This is a genomic window from Ignavibacteriales bacterium, from assembly GCA_016709765.1.
GTDB lineage: Bacteria > Bacteroidota > Ignavibacteria > Ignavibacteriales > Ignavibacteriaceae > IGN3.
The window spans coordinates 363719-390268 of the sequence record JADJMD010000008.1 but is presented as its reverse complement, the minus strand read 5'-3'; the positions used below and the strand labels follow the sequence as shown (position 1 = coordinate 390268).

19 protein-coding genes, 1 tRNA gene and 1 pseudogene are annotated in these 26550 nt (G+C 30.7%); 18 read left to right on the top strand and 3 right to left on the bottom strand.

What is annotated here, in order from left to right; all coding sequences use genetic code 11:
- Window positions 1-7 precede the first annotated feature (7 nt).
- From IPJ23_03155 to IPJ23_03120, 8 genes are all read left to right on the top strand, one after another.
- The gene (locus IPJ23_03155) at window positions 8-871 is read left to right on the top strand and encodes a hypothetical protein (protein ID MBK7629710.1); all 864 of its coding nucleotides are present in this window, start codon (window positions 8-10) and stop codon (window positions 869-871) included.
- Between the two features lie 75 nt (window positions 872-946).
- Window positions 947-1339, top strand: coding sequence for a polysaccharide biosynthesis/export family protein (locus IPJ23_03150; GenBank protein ID MBK7629709.1), 393 nt, complete (start codon window positions 947-949; stop codon window positions 1337-1339).
- 188 nt (window positions 1340-1527) lie between these two features.
- Entirely contained in the window at window positions 1528-2529 is a 1002-nt protein-coding gene (locus tag IPJ23_03145; GenBank protein MBK7629708.1) for an SLBB domain-containing protein, read from the top strand.
- Between the two features lie 3 nt (window positions 2530-2532).
- A complete protein-coding gene (locus tag IPJ23_03140) occupies window positions 2533-3660 on the top strand; it encodes a hypothetical protein (GenBank protein MBK7629707.1) in 1128 nt (375 codons plus the stop codon).
- 70 nt (window positions 3661-3730) lie between these two features.
- Window positions 3731-4510: an FkbM family methyltransferase gene (locus tag IPJ23_03135; protein ID MBK7629706.1), complete on the top strand. Its 780-nt coding sequence runs from the start codon at window positions 3731-3733 to the stop codon at window positions 4508-4510.
- Between the two features lie 28 nt (window positions 4511-4538).
- Entirely contained in the window at window positions 4539-6080 is a 1542-nt protein-coding gene (locus IPJ23_03130) for a hypothetical protein (protein ID MBK7629705.1), read from the top strand.
- 91 nt (window positions 6081-6171) lie between these two features.
- On the top strand, window positions 6172-7272 hold the full coding sequence (locus IPJ23_03125; protein MBK7629704.1) for a glycosyltransferase family 9 protein: 1101 nt from the start codon (window positions 6172-6174) through the stop codon (window positions 7270-7272).
- Window positions 7273-7407: 135 nt separating this feature from the next.
- Window positions 7408-8691: an O-antigen ligase family protein gene (locus IPJ23_03120; protein MBK7629703.1), complete on the top strand. Its 1284-nt coding sequence runs from the start codon at window positions 7408-7410 to the stop codon at window positions 8689-8691.
- Between the two features lie 95 nt (window positions 8692-8786).
- Here IPJ23_03120 and IPJ23_03115 read toward each other — a convergent pair whose 3' ends face one another.
- Window positions 8787-9503, bottom strand: coding sequence for a class I SAM-dependent methyltransferase (locus IPJ23_03115; protein MBK7629702.1), 717 nt, complete (start codon window positions 9501-9503; stop codon window positions 8787-8789).
- A gap of 151 nt (window positions 9504-9654) precedes the next feature.
- The gene (locus IPJ23_03110) at window positions 9655-11316 is read right to left on the bottom strand and encodes a hypothetical protein (GenBank protein MBK7629701.1); all 1662 of its coding nucleotides are present in this window, start codon (window positions 11314-11316) and stop codon (window positions 9655-9657) included.
- 143 nt (window positions 11317-11459) lie between these two features.
- On the opposite strand from IPJ23_03110, the gene IPJ23_03105 reads away from it, so the two are divergent.
- Window positions 11460-12572, top strand: a complete 1113-nt coding sequence (locus tag IPJ23_03105; protein ID MBK7629700.1) for a glycosyltransferase — start codon at window positions 11460-11462, stop codon at window positions 12570-12572.
- Window positions 12573-12575: 3 nt separating this feature from the next.
- On the opposite strand, the gene IPJ23_03100 is transcribed toward IPJ23_03105, so the two are convergent.
- A complete protein-coding gene (locus IPJ23_03100; GenBank protein ID MBK7629699.1) occupies window positions 12576-13271 on the bottom strand; it encodes a hypothetical protein in 696 nt (231 codons plus the stop codon).
- Between the two features lie 164 nt (window positions 13272-13435).
- Here IPJ23_03100 and IPJ23_03095 point away from each other — a divergent pair, with 164 nt between their 5' ends.
- The 9 genes and pseudogenes from IPJ23_03095 (at window position 13436) to IPJ23_03055 (ending at window position 26544) form a co-directional block, all read left to right on the top strand.
- Window positions 13436-14431: a glycosyltransferase family 2 protein gene (locus IPJ23_03095; protein MBK7629698.1), complete on the top strand. Its 996-nt coding sequence runs from the start codon at window positions 13436-13438 to the stop codon at window positions 14429-14431.
- Window positions 14432-14519: 88 nt separating this feature from the next.
- Window positions 14520-15581, top strand: a complete 1062-nt coding sequence (locus IPJ23_03090; GenBank protein ID MBK7629697.1) for a DegT/DnrJ/EryC1/StrS family aminotransferase — start codon at window positions 14520-14522, stop codon at window positions 15579-15581.
- 166 nt (window positions 15582-15747) lie between these two features.
- Window positions 15748-16739 (top strand): annotated as a pseudogene (locus IPJ23_03085) (DegT/DnrJ/EryC1/StrS aminotransferase family protein).
- A gap of 40 nt (window positions 16740-16779) precedes the next feature.
- Window positions 16780-17325, top strand: a complete 546-nt coding sequence (locus tag IPJ23_03080; protein MBK7629696.1) for a sugar transferase — start codon at window positions 16780-16782, stop codon at window positions 17323-17325.
- 229 nt (window positions 17326-17554) lie between these two features.
- Window positions 17555-23194 (top strand): hypothetical protein, encoded by a 5640-nt coding sequence (locus tag IPJ23_03075; GenBank protein MBK7629695.1) that lies wholly within the window; start codon window positions 17555-17557, stop codon window positions 23192-23194.
- A gap of 51 nt (window positions 23195-23245) precedes the next feature.
- A complete protein-coding gene (glmS, locus tag IPJ23_03070; GenBank protein MBK7629694.1) occupies window positions 23246-25078 on the top strand; it encodes a glutamine--fructose-6-phosphate transaminase (isomerizing) in 1833 nt (610 codons plus the stop codon).
- 69 nt (window positions 25079-25147) lie between these two features.
- A tRNA-Phe gene (locus IPJ23_03065) sits at window positions 25148-25220 on the top strand.
- Window positions 25221-25356: 136 nt separating this feature from the next.
- Window positions 25357-26253: a phosphoribosylaminoimidazolesuccinocarboxamide synthase gene (locus tag IPJ23_03060; protein ID MBK7629693.1), complete on the top strand. Its 897-nt coding sequence runs from the start codon at window positions 25357-25359 to the stop codon at window positions 26251-26253.
- Window positions 26254-26544 carry a DUF971 domain-containing protein gene (locus IPJ23_03055; protein ID MBK7629692.1) on the top strand — a complete coding sequence of 97 codons (291 nt, stop codon included), beginning with the start codon at window positions 26254-26256 and terminating at the stop codon, window positions 26542-26544.
- Window positions 26545-26550 lie beyond the last annotated feature (6 nt).

Sequence of the window (26550 nt, the reverse complement as noted above, 5' to 3'; positions counted from 1 at the left end):
ATTTTATATGATTTATTTTTGGTTTAAAGAAGCACTAAAACTTATCGCAAGATCAAAGTTTTCATTTTTACTTGCACTTACTTCAATAACATTATCAGTAATTTTAATTACAGCTTCTGTTTTTATTATTTTATTCTCAAATAGATTTGAGAATAAATTAAAAAGCAATATTATTATCAGCGTTTTTGTAAAGGATAGTCCAACAAACGAAGAAATTGATCAAATAAAAACAGAATTATCCAAACTTAAATATCTAAATTCATCGGAATTTATTGATAAAGACAAAGCTGCGGAAATATTTATTAAAGAAACTGGTGAGGATTTTAGAAAAATATTGGATTACAATCCACTTCCAGCATCATTCAATCTTAAACTAAAGAGTGAATATGCTAATAGAGATTCCATTAAAAAGGCGATAAAAAATCTTGCCGGTTTTGAGTGGGCTGATGAGGTTATTTTTAGACAGGATTTTTATCAAAAAATTTTATCATATATTGATCAAGCAAAAGTCTATGTCTTTGCATTAACGGGATTGATTTTCTTAGTATCACTCTATCTCGTTTATAGTACAGTTAGATTAATTTTGAATTCCAAATACTCAGAAATGGAAACGATGAAATTTGTTGGAGCTAAGCTTTCAACAATCAAAATGCCGATAATTATTAATAGTGCACTAACAGGATTGTTATCCGGCTTAATTGCACTTGGTATAATTTGGATTTTATACTTTTATCTTAAAGGATTTTTAGGAAGCATTGATAATATTATCCCAAATAAAATCGAGTTTATAGTTTTGCTTCTTGCATTAGGACCCATTGTAGGAATTTTGGTAACAATACTTTCTTTAAGGAAAATTTCACTTAAGATTTGATTTCATATATATTTCAGTAAACAAAATTTAATCTCATTAAATATTAATAATTTTTCCAACAATACTGGTTAAAGTTTGGCTAACAATAAGATAATTTTTATTCCATTTGTAATTTTACTCCACTCAATAAGTGTAGCTCAAATATTACCAACCTATTCAGAAAGATCGTTCAACTCATTTTCAGATAGCACCTTTTCAAAATACATGCAGGCATCTGAAGGAGTAATTGATCCGGATGAATATAAAGTTGGACCTGGAGATAATATTTTTATTGCTATTAGTGGAATTGAAGAGCGCGATTTTAATCTACTAATCAACCACGAAGGTTTTTTATACATCCCAAGGATTGGTGCGGTCGACTTAAGAAATAAGTCCCTTGAAGAAGCTAAGTTACTGATCAGATCAAGTTTAGAAAAAACTTTAGGAATGTTGATATTTACATTGCTCTTGGTGAAGTTAGAAAAATAAAAGTATCCTTAGTCGGCAATGTAATTAATCAATCTTCAATTGTATTAAATTCTAATTCAAGATTACAGGATATATTAAAAAATTCAGGCGGCATCCGGACTACCTCTGATATCAGGAACATTAAAATTATTTCTAAGGTTGGAACAACAGCTACTTATGATTTACTTTCCTTTTTTAGGGAAGGTAATTTGAAACAAAATCCTTATTTAAGAGACGGGGATATAGTGGTTATAGAAAAAGTTGATAAAATTGTTTCAATATTAGGTCAAATCAAATATCCAGCAACATATGAATTTAAAGAAGGTGAAACTTTAAAAGAACTAATCGATTTGGCCGGAGGATTAGCTTACAAAGCAAGAAAAGATACGATTGAACTAATCCGATTTTCTGAGGATGGGATTAAACAATTCAGTAAGTATTTTTCTTATGATTATATACAGAATAACCAGATAGACTTAAAATTTAGTGACCTAGTAATTGTTCGTGAATTAACAACATATTATGATGAACAATGGGTTACAATAAACGGCGAAGTAAAATTTCCGGGTATTTATAGAATTGTAAAAGATAAGACAACGCTATCTGAAATCATTAATGAGGCAGGTGGATTTTTAAATGATGCATCACTTGTAGATGCTTCACTTTATAGAAGTATAACGGATACAACATATGATTCAGAGTTTGAAAGAATAAAACTTATTCCTCGTGCGGATATGACAGATGATGAGTACGATTATTTTAAAGCAAAATCCAGGCAGCGCATAGGTAGAGTAGTAGTAGATTTTGAAGCACTTTTTAAAAAGAAACAACTTAGTGAAGATATTTTTCTAAAAAGATTTGATAAAATTTCAGTTCCAGAAAAGAAAGATTATATAACTATAATAGGACAGGTTGTTAGCCCAGGTAGCATTGTTTTTGATAAAAAACTTACTGTCAATGATTATATTCAGTTGGCTGGCGGGTTTAGCTGGCGAGCGTTAGAAGGTGATGTTAGGGTAATTAAGACAAATACAGGCGAGTGGGTAGAAGAAGATGATATCGAAGAATTAGAACCAGGCGATACAATCTGGGTTTTAGAAGATCCTCCAGGACCAAAATTCTGGGATATTTTTACAACATCATTAACAGTACTTGGGCAAGTTGCAGCTATAATTGCAGCATCAGTCGCAGTAATAATAGCAACAAGGTAGAAAATGACTTGGCATGAAATTCTAAATATTATATTGTTTAATATTAAATCAATTTTAAAGATTACTGTTCTTTCAACGCTATTTATATTTTTAATTTTATTATTTGTTTATCCAAGAACTTTCAAATCCACTGTCTCTATTTTGCCTCCAGAAAAAAATAGTCAATTATCCGGTTTAGGTTCATTAATAGGAGGAGGGGATTTTAATGGGTTGATGTCCGGCGGTATTTCAAGTGCTAGTGCCCAATTATATGGTGAAATTTTAAAGAGTCGTTCAGCTTCACAATATGTTGTTAGAAAGTTAAATTTAATTAAATTTTACAATGCTGATGATGAAATTGAAGCCGCAGAAAAATTGTCTAAAAAATTAAATGTCGATATAAGTAAAGAAGGTATTATTGAATTAAGTGTGGATGTTCAGTCTACATTTGTTCCACTTATTTTTGATGACTCTAAGAGTCTTAAAATTTTAGCGGCAAAAATTTCTAACTCATATGTCGAGGCTTTAGATAATATCAATAGGGAAAAAATATCAAGCAAAGCTAAAAATGCTCGCATTTATATTGAATCACAGTTATTACTTACAAAGCAAAAACTTGATTCAGTAGAAGTATCCCTGATGGAATTCCAAAAGAAAAATAAAGCGGTGTCACTACCAGATCAGGTTGAAGCCGTTATAAAAAGTACTGCACAACTTAAAACTGAAATTCTAAAAGCAGAAATTGAGTTGAATTTATTAAAATCTAATTTTTCTGAAGAAAGCAAATCATACATCTCATTACAGAGAAAGTTAAGCGCATTAAGAGAACAGTATTCTAATTTTGAAATCGGCAATGAAGATTATATGCTTGCATTTAAAGATATTCCGGAACTTGGGAGAGAATTTGCAAACTTACTTAGAGAAGTGAAGATTCAAAATGAGGTCTATTTATTATTACAACAGCAATACTATAAGGAAAAAATTCAGGAGAATAGGGATGTGTCTATAGTTCAGGTTTTGGATACCGCAACTCCACCCAAAAAGGCGTCAACGCCCAAAACAATTCTATCTACTTTATTTGGAAGTCTTTTAATATTTTTAATAGCCTGTCTGTACATAGTTACTTTTAATAAAAAAATAAAAACTAAATAACAATTAACTGAAGTCAGTTAAAATTGAATTATTCCACCTACTATTGCAATCATTACAATATTATACCGAAATGAAAATAGCTCTTATTAAATTGCTCCACAAAATGGATTTATTAGATTTTCTGCGATTAATTAAGGATAGTTATTTTAGAAATAAACAACAAAAAAAATTTGATACAAAATTGTTTGAGTTCTATTCGGGGTTATTAAATCAAGGAAATAAATGTTTTGATATCGGTGCTAGTTATGGATATAGGACGGAAGCTTTTCTAAAAGTTGGTGCTTCAGTAGTTGCTGTGGAACCACAAAAAAAGATTTCAAATTTTTTGAAAAAGAAATTTGGTAACAAAATACAGTTGGTACAGAAAGCAGTTGGAGCTAAAGTTGAAAAAAGGATAATGTTTATCAGTCCTCATTCGGTCTTATCAAGTTTGTCATCTGAATGGATTAAAGAAGTTAAAAAAAATAATAGATTTAATAATTCTGATTGGGACGAACAAGAAGAGGTTGAAGTTACAACTTTAGATAAACTTATAATCGATTATGGCAAACCAGACTTTTGCAAAATAGATGTTGAAGGCTTTGAACTTGAAGTTATTAAAGGACTTTCGCAACCAATTCCATTAATCTCTTTTGAATTTACGATTCCTGAGTTTACTGAAAGAGCTATCAATTGTATAAGGCATTTAGAGAAACTAGGTAATATCAAATGTAACTTTTCAAATGGTGAGACCTTAATATTAAATTTTTCTGAATGGTTAGACCCAGATAGTTTTATTAAAAAGTTCAAAACTATATCTAAATCTGGAATAAAGGATGGAGATATATATATAAAATATTTGATTCACTGATTTGGACTTTTTTAGAGTATTATAATTAATGACCCATAAACAGAAATTTTGGTTTAGTTCAAGTATTGCAGGCGCGTCAAGTTTACTAGCAATAATAACGATATTTGGAAAAGGTTTCGGACTTATTCGAGAAATTGTATATGCTTCAAATTTCGGACTAAGTTTAGAGTTTGATCTTTTTTTAGTCGGGTCTGTGGTCCTAATATCTATAAATACTGCGGTTTACTATTTAGCCCAACATTACTTTATTCCAGAGTATCATCTTAAAAAGAAAATATCATTTGAAGAGGGGAAATTATTTTTCAGTTCTTCATTTACTCTTTTTATAATGGGTGGATTCTTACTTTCTCTAATTTTATTTCTTTTCTCATCTCAAATAGTTCAAGTTTTTATTTCAGAGCAAAATCAAAGATCATTCGAACTAACAAGAACCGTTTTTGTTATTTTTCTTTTCTCCATTCCTTTTAATTCCGGTATTTCCATAACTAGTGCTTACTTACAAAGTAATTTTAATTTTCATTTTCCGTCCTTAGTACAACTTATAATGAATATAATAATAGTTGCATTGGTTTCCTTTTTAAGTGACATTTACAAAATATTAATTTTGCCTTTTAGTTTTCTATTCTCATATATTATTGGGTTTCTAATTCTTATTTATAAAACAAGAAAAGAAATAAAATTTAATTTTAATTATTTCTTTAAATTAAAAGTCTCATCAAAACAAGTTAAAAACTTAATCTCGCTTTTAGTAATTGAAGTGTTATCTCTTTCTTACACTTTGCTTGATAGATATTATTTTGAAAATTTAGATCAGGGGGGTATTTCTGCATTAAACTATGCGATGACATTATATGTTTTACCAATCTCTATAGTGTCCATTTCTATTATTACCGTTCTATTTCCAAAATTTGCTGAGTCTGCTAATTCTTCACTTGAAAATCTTAGCTCGAACTTAAAGAATGGAATCAATATTAATATCTATTTGATGATACCCATCTCCATAATATTTGTATTTATGGGCGGAGATTTTATTAAAATATTTTACGAACGTGGTAAATTTACCTCCTCTGATACAGTCATTACTCATGTTGCTCTTTTATATTATTCAATAAGTTTAGTTTTTTATGCAACTTATTTGGTCCTAGTAAAATTGTTTTACAGTGTTTCAAAATATTCTATAATTCTATACTTATCAACAATTGCGTTTTTCTTGAAAATGTTTCTTAATCATATTCTTGTTGATAGTCTTAAGCAGAATGGCTTAGCCCTTTCAACTTCATTGGTTTACATTTTTCTTTTGTTTTCAAGTTATTATTTTAGTTTTAATCTGTTTAAAATGGATAAAACTTTATATTACTTTAAACAATTTATATTTACAATATCTAAATCTATCTTGGCTTTAATTTTCATATACATAGTAAGCGATTTAATTGTTTTACCAGTCTTGCTAAAATTTTTAACTAACTTATTATTGTTCATTTTATTTTATTTATTGAGTTCAATTTTAATTGAGAGTAATGACTATATGATAATAAAAAATACGATGGCTTCTCTGCGAAATCATAATTGAATTCAATGCAAATTCTAAAGATTATTTTATTTATCAAATACTTATTTAATTTTATTGAATTTCCCAATAGTTTCTAATAGCAAATCTATATATGACCTTAAAAGAAAAAATAGAAAAAAATAGATTATTGAATTTGTTGCTAAGTAGTTTTTTGTATCTATTATTTAAGTTAATTAGAATTATTAAAAAGCGAAGCAATAATAATTTAGAAACCATCGCAATAATAGTGTTTCATAAATTAGGTGATTCAGTTTTTGTTTTACCCGCTTTAAAAAAAATCATTGAAGAACATTCCAATAAAAGAATATACATATTCTGTTACAGAGACACTCAAAACATATATGAAAAAGTCATTACAGGTGTAAAATATGTAATCCTCGACAAATCAAATTTTTTATTTGATGGCAGATTTGCTTCCAAAGAATCTAGAAGGTTATTAAAATCCATAAATCCATCTACAATTGTGGATTTGACAGGAACTATAGTTTCAGCGAGTCTTGTCTTTAATTCAAATGCAAATCATATTTTGGGAATTAATGAACCTTACTATAAAGCAATTTATGATGACTACCATGCTATTCGTAAAAGCCCTCACCTAACTGATATTTATCTAGATGCCATTTATAATTTCTGTTTAACAACAGATAGAAATTATGATAGCTATCCAATTAGAAATAAAAGGAATGGAGATATTTTTATTCAACCTTTTGCAGGTTGGCCAGCAAAGGAATGGAGTTTTATTAAGTTTTTGGAATTATATAAAAGGTTAAATGTTGAAAACGAATGTGCTTTCATTGTTCCAAAATCCTCGATTAAGTCAGACGTGTACAAACAGATGATTGATGATGAGATTCGGGTAATAGAGACAGAAAGTATTTCACACTTTATTAATTTGCTTGATAGATGTAAGTTATTTATCTCTAATGATTCAGGACCGTTGCAAATTGCCGCGTTATATGGTGTCCCTACCCTTAGTATCTATGGACCAACAAATCCCAAATTTCATATGCCTATAGGTAGCTTACATAGATTTGTTCGAAAAAAAATTAAATGTACGCCAATTGATACAAAATATTGTTTTACATTTGGAGGTAGATACTGTCCACACTATGATTGTTTAGTCCTACTTTCAACAGATGAAATTTTTAATAAAGCAAGAGAAATATTAGTAGATATTACCATAAACAATTAACCATAATGAAGAATTCTGTAAATACTAAAATTGTAAATGACAAATAAAGCAATCTTACTAGCATCAATTATATTATCTATCATAGTCTCAATCTTTGAATTTAATTTTAATTACCTTTTTATCTTGGTGCTTGCAATGTTTTTGATTTTTTATTTCGGTAGAAATGTAGTTTTAGCTTTGATAATAGTCAGTTTGATAATTGCAACAGGCGAAACTCTTTTAGATTACAGACCAATCATTACAATAATCTCATTATCGATTCTTTTATATTTCTTTATCTCAGAGTTTGGGTTGGATATCAAAAATTATCCAAAGGTACCTCATTTAATAATTAGATTGATATTATTTTTATTGTTTACAGTGTTTTTATCGATATTTAATTCAACTGATTTATTTGTTAGCATAATGGCCTTTTTAAGGTTTTTAATTTTCTTTTTAATTTGTTATTTATTGTTTTCGCAAATCAAGAATAAATTAACTGTATATTATTATTTAAGTGCTCTTGCCATTTGTGTAGTATTTCTTGGGGTTAGTATGTTAATAGAATTTGTTCAAAAAGGCTCATCTTTTTTTATAAATGAAGGAACAATATTAAGATTAGCTGGTTTATATGAGAATCCTAATTATGTAGGACTATTAATCTCAATCACCATTCCAGTGACTCTTTCTGTTTTATTATTGGGAACGAGGTTTAATATCTCTACTAGATTATTTTCAGTATTCTTCCTTTTTTTTCAAATCATCTTGCTTATTCTTGCAGATTCCAGAGCAAGTATTTTGGCCGTATTCATAAGTTCAATATTAATAATTTATTATAGTTCTAAAAAAATCAAACTTGTTTTTTTTATAAGTGTTATGAGTGTTTTATTATTTTTAATTCTTTTCACAAACACTCTCGAAATCGTTGAATTATATTTAAGACTTGATAGGGCAGGGACTAGAGAACTTTTCTGGCAATCAGGGATTGAGATTATTTCCGATCACCCTTTGTGGGGAATAGGGTCAGATACATTCAGTAAAGTTTTTTATTCCTATTCACCCTCATCAGTTATGGAATTTTACGATCTAGGAGCTTGGAAGGTTGGGAAACCGAATCCGCATAATATTTTTATTTATTATTGGGCTGAGAATGGAATTCTTGGTTTCATTGCTGTGTTTTTATTTTTCGGTGTATTGTTCAAGCTTATTTTTACTTTGATTAGTAAAAAAATGCATGTTGAGGAGAATTTGTACCCGATTGTAATTTCTATTTTTAGTATTACAGCTGGACTATTAGTTAGAAGTATGTTTGAAATTACTGGTTTAATAACTTACGGCTTTATTACCAGAGATTTGCCGTTCTGGATCCTAATAATAATTCTGATTTATATATTTCAAGAGTCAGGAAAAACTAAATTAAAGACCCCAGTAAACAATTAACAATATAAAAATCTAATATCTTTAAAAATCATTACTCATTGTACTTATTTAATAATTTCTTAAATGGGTTTTGTGCAAAATTTTTAATAATAACCTTACTGTTTTTTTGCTAAAAATACTATATGTCCTGCATAAGCTAGCTTTGCAAAATTTGTATTTAAATTGCTTTTGTTCATCAATTTGTAAATTAAACTGATAAGAATATTAAATGGAGATTCGTGAGTTAAAAAAAAATCAGAACCAAATCTGCCCTTAATAATGCTCCTAATTATCAAGGTAATTCCATCTATTCCAGGCCTTAATTCAACCAACTTAAAGCCAGTTTCATTTAGCAATTTAATTAATCCATAAGGAGTAAAGTTCGTTACGCTTAAAGAATGATAAGGTTCGAGATATGATACAGATCCGATAAACAATCCGTTTACTTTTAGAACCCTATTAATTTCCAACAATAGTTTTTCGGGTCTAAAAACATGCTCAAACACCTGTTTTGAAAACACTAAATCGTGAGTAGAATCTTTAATGGGAATTTTCTCTCCATTAAAACTAACAAAATTATAATCGTTTCTATTTCGTTGATTCACTTCAGGTGAATAAACTAAATCGATCCCCGTCCAATGAACAGATTTATTTACTTGTTTAAATAATTCAAATGATTTACCTAGCCCACAACCAAGATCTAAAATAATTGGATCATCCATATCTTTTATTTTTTGGATAAAATAGTCTCCAGTTACTTGCCTACTATGATCATTAGGAAGGTAGTTTTTTAATAAATCGAATAATGTTTCATTTAATATGCTTTTATTCACTTTTTCAAACTCAAAAAATTTAATGATATGATATTATTATTTATAACCCGATCACTATAAATCCAGAATAGTTTTATATTATCCCCTAGAATTCATTTACTACATTTTCTTTTTTATTTAAATAGATCATCAATAAAAATTAGATCTATAATCATAAACCATAATAAACCGAAAATTGAAAATCGTTAGTATTCTTATTGACAAATCTAAAATCTTCTAATTGATGTGAAGACTTAGAGAATTCATATCTAACTTTTGCAATAAGTTCATGGTAAAATTCATAACGGAGATCGAAACCTGAATATGTGTAGTCAGACCTTAAACCGGCCAAAAAAGGAGGTTGAGGTTGAACAAATTGACTGTTTATATCTGCTTTTTCACCATGTCTAATGTATCGAATCCAAGCATTTGCTTCGAGACCCCTTATAAAACGGTATTTGATGGATGAGTAAAATTGGTCAGCATTGTTATTCATCCAATGTCCAAGAACATATCCAGAGCTTTCGTAAGTAGTGGTTGAAATGAAATGCTGATAGACATAAGGATATATTTTTGTGTATTCAATTTTAAGCATCAAGTTCTCAATAGGTAAATCAGTTATTGAACCACCAAGAGTGAAAGCAATTTGATTTCGTTGATCAGCTGAATTAAAAAGTCCTGCAGTTGTTAATTCATCTATAAGAAGATTAGCGTATAAATGAGTATTTTTTATATGGCCTCTTGAACTTATAGAGGCAAACATCTGTGAATTACCACCGGCTCCATTATACTGATTACTTAAATAATGATCTGCAGATTTAAAGAATGTTATGGGAATTAAATAGAGAATTTCTACATTATCTGAATAAATAATGGATTCCCCTAATGCAATATCTAGTCCTTTAAATGGCTTTAAAGTTAAGGTATGTGAAGCAATAAATTTTTTTCTGTATAAAAATCGTTCTCGATTATTACTGTAATAAATGTCAGTTGAATCTATAACGTCGGATGAAAGCCAGCCATGAAAGTAGTTAAAGCTTATCCAATCTGTTGGTGTTAAATCTAATCTTATAAACGGAAAAGAGGGTGCTTTTTGGTCTAAAACTATTAGACCATTTTCTCCGTAACCCCACTCCATAAAATCTTTACCAAATGTAAAATTTCCCCAACTCCAATTTGTGGATAGTGTCATTTTAGCTTCACTATATTCCATTTTATCAGCTGGGTATGAAATATTATTCAGATTAGATTTTGCAATAACCCCAGTAGTAGGAGTAAAAAATTTATTTTTGTCAATTTTCTTGCCTACCTCAGTATTATCTCTAAAATCAAAACTGAAACCAATTTTATTAGCAATATTGCCATAAGTGTAAACCCCATTCCAAATATGATATAGATTTGAGCCATCATATGAACCATAATTTACTCCTAAAATCATGCTAGCATTAATATCAAAGTTATCATTTTGTAAAGAAAAAAATCTCCATCTATCAGCCGGATCATTGTCAAAAATATGCACAAATGATTTTAAACTGTCATTCCTTAGAACGGCTATTTCTTGATAAAAATCTTTTTGAAAAAATAACAATTCGTCTTGTTCTAGAGAGGAGAGTTTGTTTTTTAGTGAATCTAGATCCGCTAGTTTTTGAGCAATATATGTTCTTGCTAATGGTCTAATTAGATCATTATAATCGATTAACCCCTTTTGACTAACTCTGCTTAAGTAATTATATACATCTTTATTTAATGGTTCATAGATAACTTGTGAGCTGATTGTTTGAACACATATAAGTGACAATATTATTATATAAGAAACAACATTATTTTCTGACATCTTAAATATCATTTTAGATTTAAATAAGCTCTTATTTTATTTCTTAACGAAAACTGATTGAAGCATATTAGTAAGTTTTACTATACTTATATATGCTAAAATAATTATTTTTAATACAATAAAGTAAGTTTTTGAAAAACAATATGCGTGTTCTTTTACTTTCAGATTCAGATTCCCCCCACACAATACGTTGGGCTAAAGCAATTCAAAGAAAGGGTATAACTCTAGGAGTCTTTTCAATTCACAAACCTGATATTAGTCTATACTCTGATTGTCCGGAAATTTCTTTATTTAGTCTTTATTTGCCTAAAGATTTACAATTTAAAGGAGAGGGCACACTTGCTAAATTAAAATATCTTAAATCGATATCATTATTAAATTCCGTAATTGAGAGTTTTAAACCCGATATCTTACATGCCCATTACGCAAGCAGTTATGGCCTTTTAGGAGCCCTTGCAAGGTTTCATCCGTTTATCATATCAGTATGGGGTTCAGATGTTTATAATTTTCCAAATCATTCATTCTTACACCGTGCTTTAATAAAGTACAATTTATCTCAGGCAGATAAAATTCTTTCCACTAGTGAAGTGATGAAATTGGAAACTAGTAAGTACACAAATAAAGAAATTATCGTTACGCCATTTGGGATAGATATTGATAAATTTTATCCACAAAAGATTAAGAATAAATTAAATGAAAATGCTTTAATAATAGGAACTGTAAAGACTTTAGAAAAAAAATATGGAATCGAATATTTAATCAAAGCCTTCAAAATTGTTAGATCAAAATTAAAGTCTAAGTCCATGAAATTATTAATAGTTGGAAAAGGTAGTCAGGATTTATATCTAAAAAGTTTAGTTGATAACCTTGAATTAACGGATGACACTATTTTTACTGGTTATATTAATCATGATATGATACAAGATTATCATAATATGTTAGATATAAGTGTATTTGCATCGATCGAAGATAGTGAAAGTTTTGGAGTTTCAGTTTTAGAATCGAGTGCCTGTGGAAAACCGGTTATTGTGTCAAATGTAGGAGGACTTCCTGAAGTTGTAGAGGACGGTAAAACGGGTTTTGTAGTTGAAAAACAAAATCCAGAAGCAATAGCCAATGTTATAATTCGGCTAATTGAGAATGAACATTTAAGAATGGAAATTGGAAATAATGGGAGAAATAAAGTTGTAAATGAATACAATTGGATTGATTCGGTTATAAAAATGATTTCTATATACCACGATTTTAAAAAGTAAATCTTATCCTTTTTGTTGCCTTTTCCCAATAATACACACACCAAATCCAGGTAAAAAATTATATGGATAGCGCGAAACTTCAATTATATCAAAATGTTTTTGGAGAATTTTTAACACTGATTTATGATGCCACCCTTTGCGAAACGATCTTTCAATCTTATCAACCCTGCCTATTGATGCATAGAAAAATTCTGTAATTGAGTAATGCGGTACCCCATAACCAAGCAATTTTTTAATAATATGTTTTATTGCAAATCCAATTCCTACTTGGTTAGATGTTGTAACAAAAATAAATTGTTTAGTAAGAGAGGCAAGTTTGATTATATAATCTTCTAAATATTGATTGTCTATTAACTCAAAAGTTTCCATACAAATAGAAATATGAAACTCTTCAGATAAATTAATATCTTGAGGTGTCTTGCAATCATAAAAATCATAACCCTCAATTTTCCAGTTATTCCTGGCCTGAGTAAGACCACCTTCAAAATTTGCATCTAATCCAACATATCTTTTTAGAGATTTAGGCAGAAAATGAATAGTTTTAGCATCGAAGCAGCCAAGTTCCAGGACACTTTCTGGAAAACAATTAAGCTGTTCCATTTTAGATTTTAACCAGTAGAACCTGGAATAATGAATTTTACTTCTCAATCCTTTCGAGAAGAGCCTCTCATTATATGGCCGTTGTGAATCAACTGTCAAATTATCTCCAGAATTAGATAAATAATGTTTACTTTTATATCTTAAAATGATATCAATTATTTATATTTTTTTGATTGATAATATAATTTATTCCAATACATAAGGAAAGCAATAATTTAATTTGCGTATTTTTATGCCCATTGATAATACAAATAATTTGAAGAATGGATAGAATTAGTGTCATAGTACCTTGCAGAAACGAAGGGAAATATATTTTGGATTTCATTGGATCAATATTATCTAATGATTATCCGAAAGAGGATATGGAGATTTTTCTTATCGATGGCAGAAGCACTGATAATACTCAAATTATTGTTAAGGATTATGAAAACAAATTTGATTTTATAAAACTTCTTATAAATGAAAGCCGGACTGTTCCTTTTGCGTTGAATATGGGTATCAGAGCATCAACTGGAAAATATATTATAAGACTCGATGCACACAGTCAAATCCCAAATAATTATTTTTCTGAATTGATTAGGTGGGCTAAGGAATTAAACACAGATAATATTGGAACAATTTGTATCACAGATGTAAAGAATAATAATCCAAAATCAAATGCGATAAAAAAGGTTTTAAGTAACAGGTTTGGTGTAGGTAATTCTTTCTTTAGAATAGGTGTCAATGAGATAATGGAAGTAGATCATGTCCCATTTGGATGTTACAAAAGTGAAGTTTTTGCAACATACGGTTTCTTTAACGAAAAGCTGAATAGAAATCAGGATATAGAGTTGAATAAAAGAATTAGTAGTAATGGTGGAAGAATATTTTTAATCCCAAATATTTTTAGCATATATTTTGCTAGAGAGACTTATTTAGCATTGGCTCAAAATAATTACAACAATGGTTTATGGAATATTCTAACTGTTTATGTCACGAAAAAGATTAAATCTTTAAGCCTTCGTCATTTTATACCTTTATTATTCATTTTGTCATTAACTTTACCGTTACTACTATCATTTTGGTTTCCGATTCTTCGGGCGATTCCTGTATTGAGTTTATTTAGTTATCTGTGTTTGATAACTTTAGTTAGCCTTAAAATTAATGATAAGACCACCTCATTCTTCCATGTATTATTTGCATTTTTTACATTACACTTTTCTTATGCTTTGGGTTCCATCACCGGATTATTTAAAATAAATTACCTTTGGAATGACTGAGGTAATGCAATATATAAAATATAGAAGGGCATTAGCCTCTGTTTTAAAGTGTTCGGAGCACAATATTTTCCTTTATTGGAAGGGCAGAGTGGCATTATATGCTATATTAAAATCTTTAAATCTTAGTGAGTCCGATGAAGTTATTGTACCTGCGTTTACGTGTGTTGTTGTTCCAAATGCAATTTTGTATGCAGGATTAAAACCCGTTTATGTTGATATCAGAGCTCAAACTTATAATATGGATATCTCACTTGTCGAAAAGGCGATTACAAAAAAAACAAAAGTTATATTATGTCAAAATACATTTGGACTTTCATCAAATATTGATGAGATAATTGTAATTGCTAAAAAGTATAATCTTTTTACTATTGAAGATTGTACACATGGATTCGGCGGTACCTACAATGGAAAACCAAATGGATCTTTTTGTGATGCTGCTTTTTATTCAAGCCAATGGAACAAACCATTCTCAACCGGGATTGGTGGATTCTTAGTTGTAAACAATGAAAAAAACTTAGATGAAATAAAACGGTTTGAAGTTAAAAAAGTAAAACCTACTATATCTGAAAAACTAAGTTTAAGTTTATTATTAAGACTTAGAAAGATTGTGATTAATAATCATACTTACTCAAAACTTGTATCACTTTATAGATATTTAAGTAAGCACAACCTTATATTAGGTTCAAACAAAGGTATAGAATTAAAATCTGCTTTAATTCCAACAGATTATTTTAAGGACATTTCTGATGTTCAGGTTAAAAGAGGATTAAAAGTGTTAAATTCAATTAATGAGATTAATCAATTGCGAAAAAAGAACGCAAAGGATTACACAAAGTTGTTAGTGTCAAGAAACAAAAATCATGTTGATGAATCATTGTTTGATAATCATTTGTTTCTTAAGTATCCATTATTGGTTAAAGATCGGGATAGGTTTCTTGAATTAGCTGCTAAATCTAAGATAATTCTTGGTGATTGGTTCCTTTCACCATTGCATCCTGTCGAAAAAGATTTAGAAAGATGGAATCTTGATCGAAAGAGTTTTCTTATAGCAGATTCATTGTCAAAAAAAATAATAAATTTACCTACTGATATCAGTGATAATAAAACTGTCCTAAAATTTCTTGAAGATAATCTTGAAATGGTTGAGTAGTAAAAGTTTTATTTTAATGGTAAACAAGTTAAATTTTGAAAAATTAAATATATTATTATTTTTGATTTTATTTTTAGTATTTCTTTGCCATTTTTAATAAGTAATTTTTACTTAATACTTCTTATTTGTAAATTAGAATCTTAAAAGCATCAATAAAAAACTGAATATGAATAAAGACTATTTACTCTTTCACAAGCCTTTCATCTCCGAAGAGGAGATAGATGAAATGGTCGATACTTTACGCTCTGGTTGGTTAAGTATGGGGCCTAAAACTATCAGGTTTGAAGAAGAGTTCAACAAATATATTGGTGCGAAAAAATCTGTTGCAGTAAGTTCCTGGACAGCTGCAGGACACCTTACATTAGAAGCTTTTGGTATTGAAAAAGACGATGAAGTAATTGTACCAACTATGACTTTTCCTGCCACTGCTGAGATAGTTTGTTACTTTGGTGCAAAGCCTATTATTGTTGATGTTGATAAGGACACGCTTAATATCTCGCTTGAAGAAATTGAAAAAGCCATTACACCTAAAACTAAAGCTATCATTCCTGTTCATTATGGTGGTCAACCTTGTGATTTGGATGAGATTAATGCAATAGCAAAAACTCACAAACTTAAGGTATTAGAGGATGCAGCACATTCACTACCCGCAACTTACAAGGGTAAAAAAATTGGAACAATATCAGATGTTACTTGTTTCAGTTTCTATGCAACTAAAACACTATCAACTGGTGAAGGTGGAATGATTTGCACGAATGACCAGGAGATTGCTGAACGTTGTGCTATTATGCGTTTACACGGGATTAATAGAGATGCCTGGAAAAGATATAGTGAAGCGGGTTCCTGGTATTATGAAGTTGTTGCACCGGGTTACAAATATAATTTTACTGATCTTCAAGCTTCACTTGGATTGCCACAGTTGAAAAAAGTTGATGCGATGTGGGAATGGCGAAAAAAAAAGTCGGAGTTCACTTTATGCCTGTTCATCAGCATTTATACTATAGTGAAACATTTAAACTTGATGATAAAAATTATCCTGTTGCTTCTTCTACTTTCCCAAGATTAATGTCCCTCCCAATTTATCCTGGAATGACCGATGTGAGCGTTGAAAAAGTTATCACAGAACTTAGAGATATTTTGAACCAATATCGTAGATAGTTATTCTTTTTATGGGTAAACAGGGCAGCTTCATCAAACGATTTTCCGATATTATTTTAAGTCTTATTTTTTTATTGTTTACATTTCCTTATTTATCATAGTCAGCATCGCAATAAAGCTCGAATCAAAAGGCCCTGTATTTTTTATACACCCTCGAGCAGGTTTAGAGGGTGAAGCATTTAAAATGATAAAATTTAGGGGTATGATTGATAATGCACTTCAATTTGGCCCAGAATTGACTCAACAAAATGATCCTAGAATAACAAAGGTTGGTAAATTTTTAAGAAGAACAAGCATAGATGAACTTCCACAATTGATTAATGTTTTAAAAGGTGAAATGAGTATTGTTGGCCCACGACCAGAAATTTTAAGTATCACATCAAATTACTCTATTGATCATAAGGAAGTGTTTAAGTTTCTTCCTGGAATAACAGGGTATTCTCAGATTAATGGTAGACAGATGCTAACTCCTGAGCAGCGCACTGAGATGGAAATAAATTACTACAAAAACGAGACATTTTGGAGTGATCTAATCATTGTTTTCAAAACTTTTTCAGTAGTTCTAAGCAATGAAGGTAATCTCTGATAAAAGTATTTTTATTAATAATAAGAGTGATTAATACCTTTAATTTTTACCCTTGCACAGCTTACCATAAAAAATTAACTTCATATACAATTTTAACCTAAAAAATAGCTGGACACTACTATATGAAAAATTATCTTATTAATGTTTTTCATTAATATTAATATCATTTACATTTCTAAGCACATCGTTTTCGCAAGATTACAAAATCATTAAGTCAGACAATACTCAATTGATACTTGAATTTGACTTCAGCAATAAATTTGAGATTAAAGATTTTGTTCTTGATGGAATAAAATTTACAAATATTATTGATGATCAATATCCACTTCGACACCCAGGCGAACCTTTTTTACCAATCAGGTTCTATCAAGTTGGCATTCCTTTGAATTCAGATGCAGTCGTGAGTATACAAGAAATTGAGCATGAAGTATATACTGATAAATTTATTATTTCAACGCCTGATTCTTCAAATCAACCACTTGATAAACTAAATTATAATCAAGAAATCTATGGTACAAAATCTTTGTTTCCTGTTATGGCTACTGAAATAAACTCCCAGGCAATTTTTAGATTTATCAAGACGGCTTCACTTTCTATATCCCCATTTCAGTTCAATCCGGTTGAAAGAACTCTTATTCTAAATAAGAAGATCATCCTAAAAATAGAATATAAAGAAGACCTAAATTTTAAAGATTTAATTACACCCATTTCAGACCGGGTAAGTGAAAATATGATAAAAGCAACTGTTATTAATTCGGATAAGGCTTTAGGGTTTCTGGGTAAAATTCAATCGCTATCAGATTTACCTCAAGAGAATTATTGGTATGATCCTAATAAGGATTATTATAAATTATTCTTAAATCAAAAAGGTGTATATCGAATAACTTATGAGCAACTAATTAATTCAGGTATTTCTCCCGCAAGTGGAATACAGGATAGTAAACTAGAAATTTTTAATAATGGTGTTTCATTACCAATTGATGTAGTTGATTCACAATTAGACGGTATTTTTAACTCTGGTGATTATTTGCAATTTATTGGTAATGAAGTTACTCCCTCTCCATCCGCGGGTATGAATATTTATAATAATACAAATGTTTACTGGTTCTCATATCAGGCAGATACGGTGAACCAATTTAAATCTATTAATGGTTATCCGACCTCAACTTGGCCTAAAATACTTAGCAATCAAAATACTGTTAGGTATGAAAAAGATTTGATGTATGAACAACTTGGATATGCTGATAACGGAGACAGGGATTTTTGGTTTTGGGGAAAATCAGAAGCCAGAGATGGCCAAGCCGCACAGATATTTAGACACGATTTTCTTCGTTTCGATTATAATATGAATGAGGAGTTACCACAAGCTAAAATAAGAGTAAATGTTCATGGAATAAACTTAATTTCATGTTCTCCTGGGCATAATGTATTTGTGGAGATGAATGATCAAGTTATTGATACTTTTACTTTCTCGGGAACCAGACAAATCGCGCACACGTTTGAGAAATCTTTCTTGTGGGGTTTTTATGATGTTTCGCCAGATAGTATAAGAATACTATGGGAGAATAATTTTGTACGCATAGGTGTAAATGGCAATGTTTGTTCGGCCACCAAAGATGATTACATTAGAATTAATTGGTTTGAATTTGACTATTGGCGATGGAATCGCATTAATGGTAAAAGTTATATTTTTAAAAGTCCTCCTAACCAAATGGGAAGTAACAATTATTATTTGTGGAAGTGGCAAGCAGATAATATGAAGGTATATATTCCTCAAAGATCGGAGATGATAGAAAATCCACGCATTACTAACGATTCGGACAATGGAGTATACTTTGCTGATACAATTTCTCAAAGAACAGAATATTTCATTGTTTCAAATGACACATACTTGGATATTGATTCCATCTCTCACTATTCGAGTACTTCAGATTTAAGAAATAATCAAAATGGTGCTGATTATATAATAATTACACATTCAGATTTTAGAGCGGCTTCAAATCGTTTAGCTAACTATCGCTCTCAAAATATCGCGGGAATTGAAAACCCACGGGTGAAAGTTGTTGAAGTCAATGAAATATATACTGAGTTTTCATACGGTTTAGTTGACCCCTTTGCCCTTAATATGTTTGTTAAATATGCATTTGAAAATTGGCAATCTCCTGCCCCAAATTATATTGTACTGATGGGGGATATGAGTCACGATTATCGCAGCATCCTAACAGACAGCAGACCTAATTTTATACCATCTATTCCATATCAAGCGACTCTATACGGGCAGGCTCCTAGTGATAATAATATAGTGACTGTTGCCGGAAATGATCTTACTCCTGAATTAGCCATTGGTAGAATCTCTTGTGAAACTTTAGAAGAAGCTAATCTGCTTGTTGATAAAATTATTAATTATCCAGCTGATCAGACTAAAGAGTGGAAACAAAATGCTGCTTTATTTTCATCAGGTCTCTCAGCTGCTGATGAAAATAATTTTAAATTTAACGATAGAAATATAAGACTTGAGACTATGTTTCTTGCTCCAAATGGAATGACTTCTGGAAAAGTTTTCAGATATCCAAATAAACCTGAATACATTCCTTTTCAAGGAGATGGCCCTGAAATAAGAAGGGAGATAAACAAAGGGGCTTCTGTTGTAAACTACTATGGCCATGGTGGCGGCTATCAATGGGATTTGGTTTTTACTGATGATGACATTTTGGCACTAAATAATGAAAATCGACTTCCATTTGTAATTAGTGTTACTTGTTATACTGCACATTTCGACAATCAGGAAATATTTGGAGAAATTTTTAATTCAGTTCCCTCTAGGGGAAGTATTGCTTTTCTAGGTAGCTCAGGAGTAACGTTTTGGCCCACTGGTGCATTTTTTAATGAAGAACTGTTTAGAGAGTTTTATACGAGAAAAAACCATGTAATTGGGGATGCCATTCTAGTTGCAAAATCTAATCAAGCATATGGTACGATGCTGGCACTTCTAACACTTTTAGGAGATCCAGCAATTGAACTTGCAATTCCTTTTGACCCAGATTTTGTTGTTAAGCCTGCGGATATTTCAATAAATCCAAATTATCCTATTTTTAAGGATACAGTTGAAGTCCTTGTCAAAATTAAAAATTTAGGTAGAACATTTGTTTCAGACTCTGTAACTGTTCAATTATTTCAAAACTATATTTCTGATTCAAGCTTGATTGCATCTGTAAAATTACCAAGTTTTGGAGAAAAAGATTCAGTGGTGTTTACTTGGATTCCTCAGGAAGATGGTCAAGTGAATCTCATCTGTGTTGTAAATGAAGTAGATGTTATTGATGAGGAAGATCATTCAGATAATATTGCTTCGTCAACTTTTTCAGTGTTCAGTTTCGATAAACCTAAAATTGTTAAACCAGTTTCAAACTTTTTCACAAATAAAAATAAAGTTGATTTTATTATTGTAGATGCAGGAAATTATGTACAGCAAAGTTTTAAATATGATATTAAAATTGATACATCTAGATATTTTGATTCGAACTTTTTAATTGATATTTCTGGACTTACTCCAACTGATGGAGTAGTAAAATGGTCAACACCCGAACTTTCTGAAGGTAAATATTTTTGGCGAGTTCTAATAATTTCAAATCAAGATACAAATAGCACGGAATTAGAATCTTTTTCCATTACCCAGAGTAGTGGTACTGGATTCCTAGCTGAGTCTAAACAGCTTTTGGATTTTGAACTTAGTAACATTAGCTATTTTGACTCAATCGATGCCCTAGTCCTAAATACTAAATTACTTCCTCCTAGACCTTCTCCAGAAACAATTCTGGACTCAATTATAATTTCAATTACTTCTGATACAACTGAAATTACAAGCTGTACTACTGATGGAACATATCTTTATTATGGAAATGTTAGCTATTATCGAGATGGAAGACCTTCAAAAATATATAAAGTAGGCACTGGCTTAAATGGTTCTATAGAAGGTTTTAATTATGGGAGTATTCCAAATATAGAGGTTACTATCACAAACCAAATATTCTATCACAGTGATGGATATTTATATGTTGCCACTGGAGATGATTCTACCTTACTTAGAGTAACTATTGATACAGGCGACACTTTGAGAATTTATCTACCTAGCAAATTATTGCCAACAGAAGATGGACTCTTAAGTAATAGTGGTTTCTATCTCACCTCAGATGGACAATTCGTGTATAATATTACTCCTGGGCATGGTAATTATAGAAATAAGTATGTATTAAGAACTTTTGATCCATCGAATAATTGGCAACTTGCAAAAGCTGATATGGTACTTTTCGGAATTTCTCAATATGGATTTACAGGATTTTTTATAACAAATGGTTTTATACAAACGTATGAAAGCTGGAATAGCGGTTACATCAGGAAATATAGATTATCTGATGGTTTCTTTGAGGAAGAGTACCTTCCTTTTATTTATTCTCTGGAAATTTATTCTTGGACTTTCGACTTTTTTAACAATTATTTATATGCTGGACTTTATAGACCGAGTGTACAAAATTATAAGTTTGGCTTTTATAGATTTGCTGGGAATTATAAACAAGCCTATGGATCTATTACTTCAAAAGAAATTGGTCCAGCAAGAAATTGGACAAGTCTCCATTATAATATGGACAACTTAGGATCCTCTGGAAGTTATTTGTGTAACTTGTTCGGAAAAAATAGTGCAAATCAAATATGGGACACGTTAGCAACGAATGTCTCATCTAGTTTTAATATAGAAAATATTAACCCAGTCGATTACCCTTATCTGAAACTTAAATTTGATCTTGTTGATTCTACTTTTAGTACCTCTGGAAGTCTAAAATTAAAATCAGTGCAAGTGAATTATGACTATTTTCCGGAACTCAATCTTTTCCCAGAAAGGATTATGTTTTCTTCCGATACTCTATTACAAGGTTTTCCTGTTGAGATGAGTCTAAAAGTTGATAATATAGGATATACTCAAGCGGATAGTCTTAGATTAGACTTTTACCATAACTTACTTGATACAGCTTTTTATACAACATTTGTAAATGTTCCTGGAGATTCTTTCGTTACGGTGAACAAATCTATAAATACAAGCGATCTACTTTACTCAGCTCCGGTTTCTCCAATTAATGTTAACGTAGTGGCAACTTCCCCAATAAAAGAATATTATACATTTAATAATGCAAGTAACGGAAATTTTAATGTCGTTAGAGATTCAGCAAATCCACTTTTTAACATTACGTTTGACGGAAGAGAAATTATTAATGGAGATATAATTTCCTCTGAACCAGAGGTTGTAATAACTCTCCAAGATAATAGTCCATTACCGTTAGATAGTACCTTTTTTACCTTGGTTCACACATATAACAATATTCCAAAAGTATTAACTGTGCCTGGTCCAGATGTAACATACAATTATACTCCGTACCCGAACTCACGGGCAGAAATAACTTGGAAACCTATACTTGAAGATGGCAGACATGTTTTAGAAGTTTTGGCCAAAGATGCATCTGGAAATTTTTTTGATTCAACATCTTCTCGCTCAGTTTTTAATGTTTATAATAATCCCGATTTGTTACAGGTGTTTAATTATCCTAATCCATTTTCAGACAATACTTACTTTACATTTGAATTAAGGGGCGTTATTCCGCCAGAAGAATTCAAAATAAAGATATTTACTGTGGCAGGAAGATTGATTAGAGAACTAATTCCATCATCACCATTGCAAATTGGGTTTAACAAAATCTATTGGGATGGTAAAGACGAGGATGGTGATGAGATTGCTAATGGATTGTATTTTTACAAAATAATATCTAAGCATAATGGTGAAGTTAAAACAGTTACTCAAAAATTAGCTAAGGTTAAGTAACTTCATCGTACTCAAAGAATTTTAAATAATCATATATCTGGAGTTTGTTTAATGTGTGGAATTGTTGGTTATATAGGGGAAAAAAATTGTGTGCCAATACTCATTAATGGTTTAAAGCGATTAGAGTACAGAGGTTATGATTCGGCTGGTATTGGAATTATAAACCATAATAATTCAATTGTTGTAAAAAATAAAGGGAAGGTCTCGCTTTTAGAAGATAAGATTGAAGAACTAAATCTATCGGCTTCATTAGGAATTGGACACACTCGCTGGGCCACACACGGAATCCCAAATGAATTAAATGCTCATCCTCATTCAAACACAGACAATTCAATATTTCTTATCCATAACGGTATTATTGAAAATTTTCAGGTTTTAAAAAAAGGATTAATAAATTTCGGCTATACTTTTAAAAGTGATACAGACTCAGAAGTTCTTGTTCATCTAATTGATAATTTCATCAAAAAGGGATATGATCTAACCAAATCAGTACAACTTGCGCTTCACGAAGTTGAAGGCACTTACGGATTGGCCATTGTTTATACCAAAGAACCCGACAAAATTATAGCCGCTCGAAGAGGGTCTCCTTTAGTTGTTGGAATCGGTGAAGGTGAAAATTTTATTGCTTCTGATGTATCTGCTATTTTATCACACACAAAGCAAGTAATCTATCTTGAGGATGGTGAGATTGCTGTTATCAAGAAAGATAGTTTTAGTGCTAAAACAATTCATGATGATGAAATTGAAAAAGAAATTCACGAAATAACTATTACTCTTGAAGAAATAGATCGTGGTGGATATGCACACTTTATGCTAAAAGAAATTATGGAACAACCGGAATCTTTAAGAAATTCTATCCGGGGAAGAATTATAGATGAAGAAGGTAGTTCTGTGCTTGGCGGATTAACTGACGTGGTTAATAAAATAGTTAATTCAAAAAGAATTATAATCACTGCCTGTGGAACATCATGGCATGCAGGGTTGGTTGGCGAGTATATGTTTGAACAGTTTTGCAGAATTCCAACAGAAGTTGAGTATGCTTCTGAATTTAGATATAGAAACCCAATAATTGAAAAGGATGATGCAATATTTTTTATATCACAAAGTGGTGAAACTGCGGACACATTAGCTGCAATGCGTGAGGCTAAATTGAAGGGTGCACTTGTACTTGGTATTTGTAATGCTGTTGGAAGTTCAATAGCTCGTGAAACTAATGCCGGAGTTTATACTCATGCAGGACCCGAAATTGGTGTAGCTTCAACAAAAGCTTTCACTTCTCAGCTAACTGTAATGGCATTAATTACACTTCTGATAGCAAGAAGAAAAAATTTAAGTCGAGTTGATGGAAAACAAATATCCGATGAATTAAGGACATTACCTGAAAAAGTGGAAAGAATATTAAAATTAAACAAGCAAATTGAAGTTATAGCAGAGGAGTTTAAGGACTCAACTAACTTTTTATACTTGGGTCGAGGATATAATTTTCCAGTTGCCCTGGAAGGGGCATTAAAGCTAAAAGAAATTTCATATATACATGCAGAAGGTTATCCGGCTGCTGAGATGAAACACGGACCGATTGCATTGATTGATGAAGATATGCCAGTTGTTTTTATAGCTCCCAAAGATTCCACTTATGAAAAGATAGTTAGTAATATACAGGAAGTAAAAGCTAGAGGTGGCAGAACAATCGCTATTGCAAGTGAAGATGATACTGAAATAGATCAGCTGGTTGATTATTCTATAAAAATTCCTCAAACGATTAGAATGTTAATGCCTATTCTAACTGTTATTCCTTTACAATTATTAGCATACCACATTGCAGTTAAAAAAGGACTAAATGTTGATCAGCCAAGAAACTTGGCTAAAAGTGTTACTGTTGAATAGAAAAATTTAATTTTGCATTGTGTTTGTGATTTTGCAGAAATTACATATTTTTACACTTCAAATTTTGAAGGGCAGGTAGCTCAGTCGGTAGAGCAAAGGACTGAAAATCCTTGTGTCGGCGGTTCAATTCCGTCCCTGCCCACATCCCTTTAGAGGCATTACCGAATGCCTCTTTTTTTTAAAACAAATTCATAAACTGAAATCAAGATTTACTGATAGTTTTATTGAATTCTGCAATAACCCTGCATATATTTGAGTCATAACAAAATAGGTTTAGTATGCAAGAAAAAGTTATCCTTAAGACAAATTTTCCAAAATTAAATTTTGTAAAGAGCGGCAAAGTTAGAGATATTTATGATCTTGGCGAGTATTTTTTAATAATCTCTACAGACAGATTATCTGCCTTTGATGTTATTATGGGACAAGGAATTCCTTACAAAGGAAAAGTTTTAACAAAGATTTCAGAGTTTTGGTTCGATTACTCTAAAGACATCATCAAAAATCATCTTATTACCACTGATGTGAATAATTTCCCAAAAGAGTGTTTGGAGTATGCAGAAGATTTGGAAGGCAGAAGCATGCTTGTTCAAAAGGCAGATGTTGTACAGATCGAAAGTGTTGTTCGCGGTTATATTACAGGTTCGGGCTGGGTTGACTATAAAAAAACTGGTGAAGTTTGTGGAATAAAGCTTCCTTCTGGATTAGCTGAATCTGAAAAATTTCCCGAACCACTTTTTACTCCTGCCACAAAAGCAGAAATTGGATTACACGATGAGAATATCTCTGAGGATATTGCAAAACAAATTGCAGGAGCAGAAACAATTGATTTTATGAAAAATAAAACTATAGAGATTTATAAGAATTCAGTTGAGTTTGCTTTGGGCAAAGGAATCATTATTGCAGATACTAAAATGGAATTTGGAAAAATTGGCAATGAAATAATTCTTGTTGATGAATTATTAACCCCGGACTCATCCAGATTTTGGCCATTTGATAAATATGAAAAAGGAAAATCTCAGGAAAGTTTTGATAAACAATTTGTCCGTGATTATTTAGTCTCAATTAAGTTTAACAAACAGCCACCTCCGCCACCATTACCGGAAGATATTATCCAAAGAACAAGTGAAAAATATTTAGAGGCACTGGAGAAACTTACTGGAAAGACTATTACTTAAATGAGTCCAATTAGGATTAAGCTTGTTGAAAAGAAAAATCTGTTGATCATCTGGGATGATGGAACTAAAAGTGAACTTGAATTAAAAGAATTAAGAAAACGTTGTCCTTGTGCGACTTGTTTAGCGGAACGAGATAAACAAGGTAAAAAGTATATTCCGCTATTTGCTGAAAATCAGTTAACTGTAAAATCAATTGATCAAGTTGGCAATTACGCAGTTCAGATAGCTTGGAATGATGGACATAATACTGGAATTTATGAATATAAATTTCTGGAAAAATTTTCTGAGTAAATAACA

What these genes read in the sequence shown, in the direction of transcription:
- IPJ23_03125 (MBK7629704.1), top strand. Translation starts at nt 6,172, where the DNA reads ATGACCTTAAAAGAAAAAATAGAAAAAAATAGATTATTGAATTTGTTG.
- IPJ23_03135 (MBK7629706.1), top strand. Translation starts at nt 3,731, where the DNA reads ATGAAAATAGCTCTTATTAAATTGCTCCACAAAATGGATTTATTAGAT.
- IPJ23_03060 (MBK7629693.1), top strand. Translation starts at nt 25,357, where the DNA reads ATGCAAGAAAAAGTTATCCTTAAGACAAATTTTCCAAAATTAAATTTT.
- IPJ23_03130 (MBK7629705.1), top strand. Translation starts at nt 4,539, where the DNA reads ATGACCCATAAACAGAAATTTTGGTTTAGTTCAAGTATTGCAGGCGCG.
- IPJ23_03110 (MBK7629701.1), bottom strand. Translation starts at nt 11,316, where the DNA reads ATGTCAGAAAATAATGTTGTTTCTTATATAATAATATTGTCACTTATA.
- IPJ23_03105 (MBK7629700.1), top strand. Translation starts at nt 11,460, where the DNA reads ATGCGTGTTCTTTTACTTTCAGATTCAGATTCCCCCCACACAATACGT.
- IPJ23_03140 (MBK7629707.1), top strand. Translation starts at nt 2,533, where the DNA reads ATGACTTGGCATGAAATTCTAAATATTATATTGTTTAATATTAAATCA.
- IPJ23_03120 (MBK7629703.1), top strand. Translation starts at nt 7,408, where the DNA reads ATGTTTTTGATTTTTTATTTCGGTAGAAATGTAGTTTTAGCTTTGATA.
- IPJ23_03055 (MBK7629692.1), top strand. Translation starts at nt 26,254, where the DNA reads ATGAGTCCAATTAGGATTAAGCTTGTTGAAAAGAAAAATCTGTTGATC.
- glmS (MBK7629694.1), top strand. Translation starts at nt 23,246, where the DNA reads ATGTGTGGAATTGTTGGTTATATAGGGGAAAAAAATTGTGTGCCAATA.
- IPJ23_03095 (MBK7629698.1), top strand. Translation starts at nt 13,436, where the DNA reads ATGGATAGAATTAGTGTCATAGTACCTTGCAGAAACGAAGGGAAATAT.
- IPJ23_03155 (MBK7629710.1), top strand. Translation starts at nt 8, where the DNA reads ATGATTTATTTTTGGTTTAAAGAAGCACTAAAACTTATCGCAAGATCA.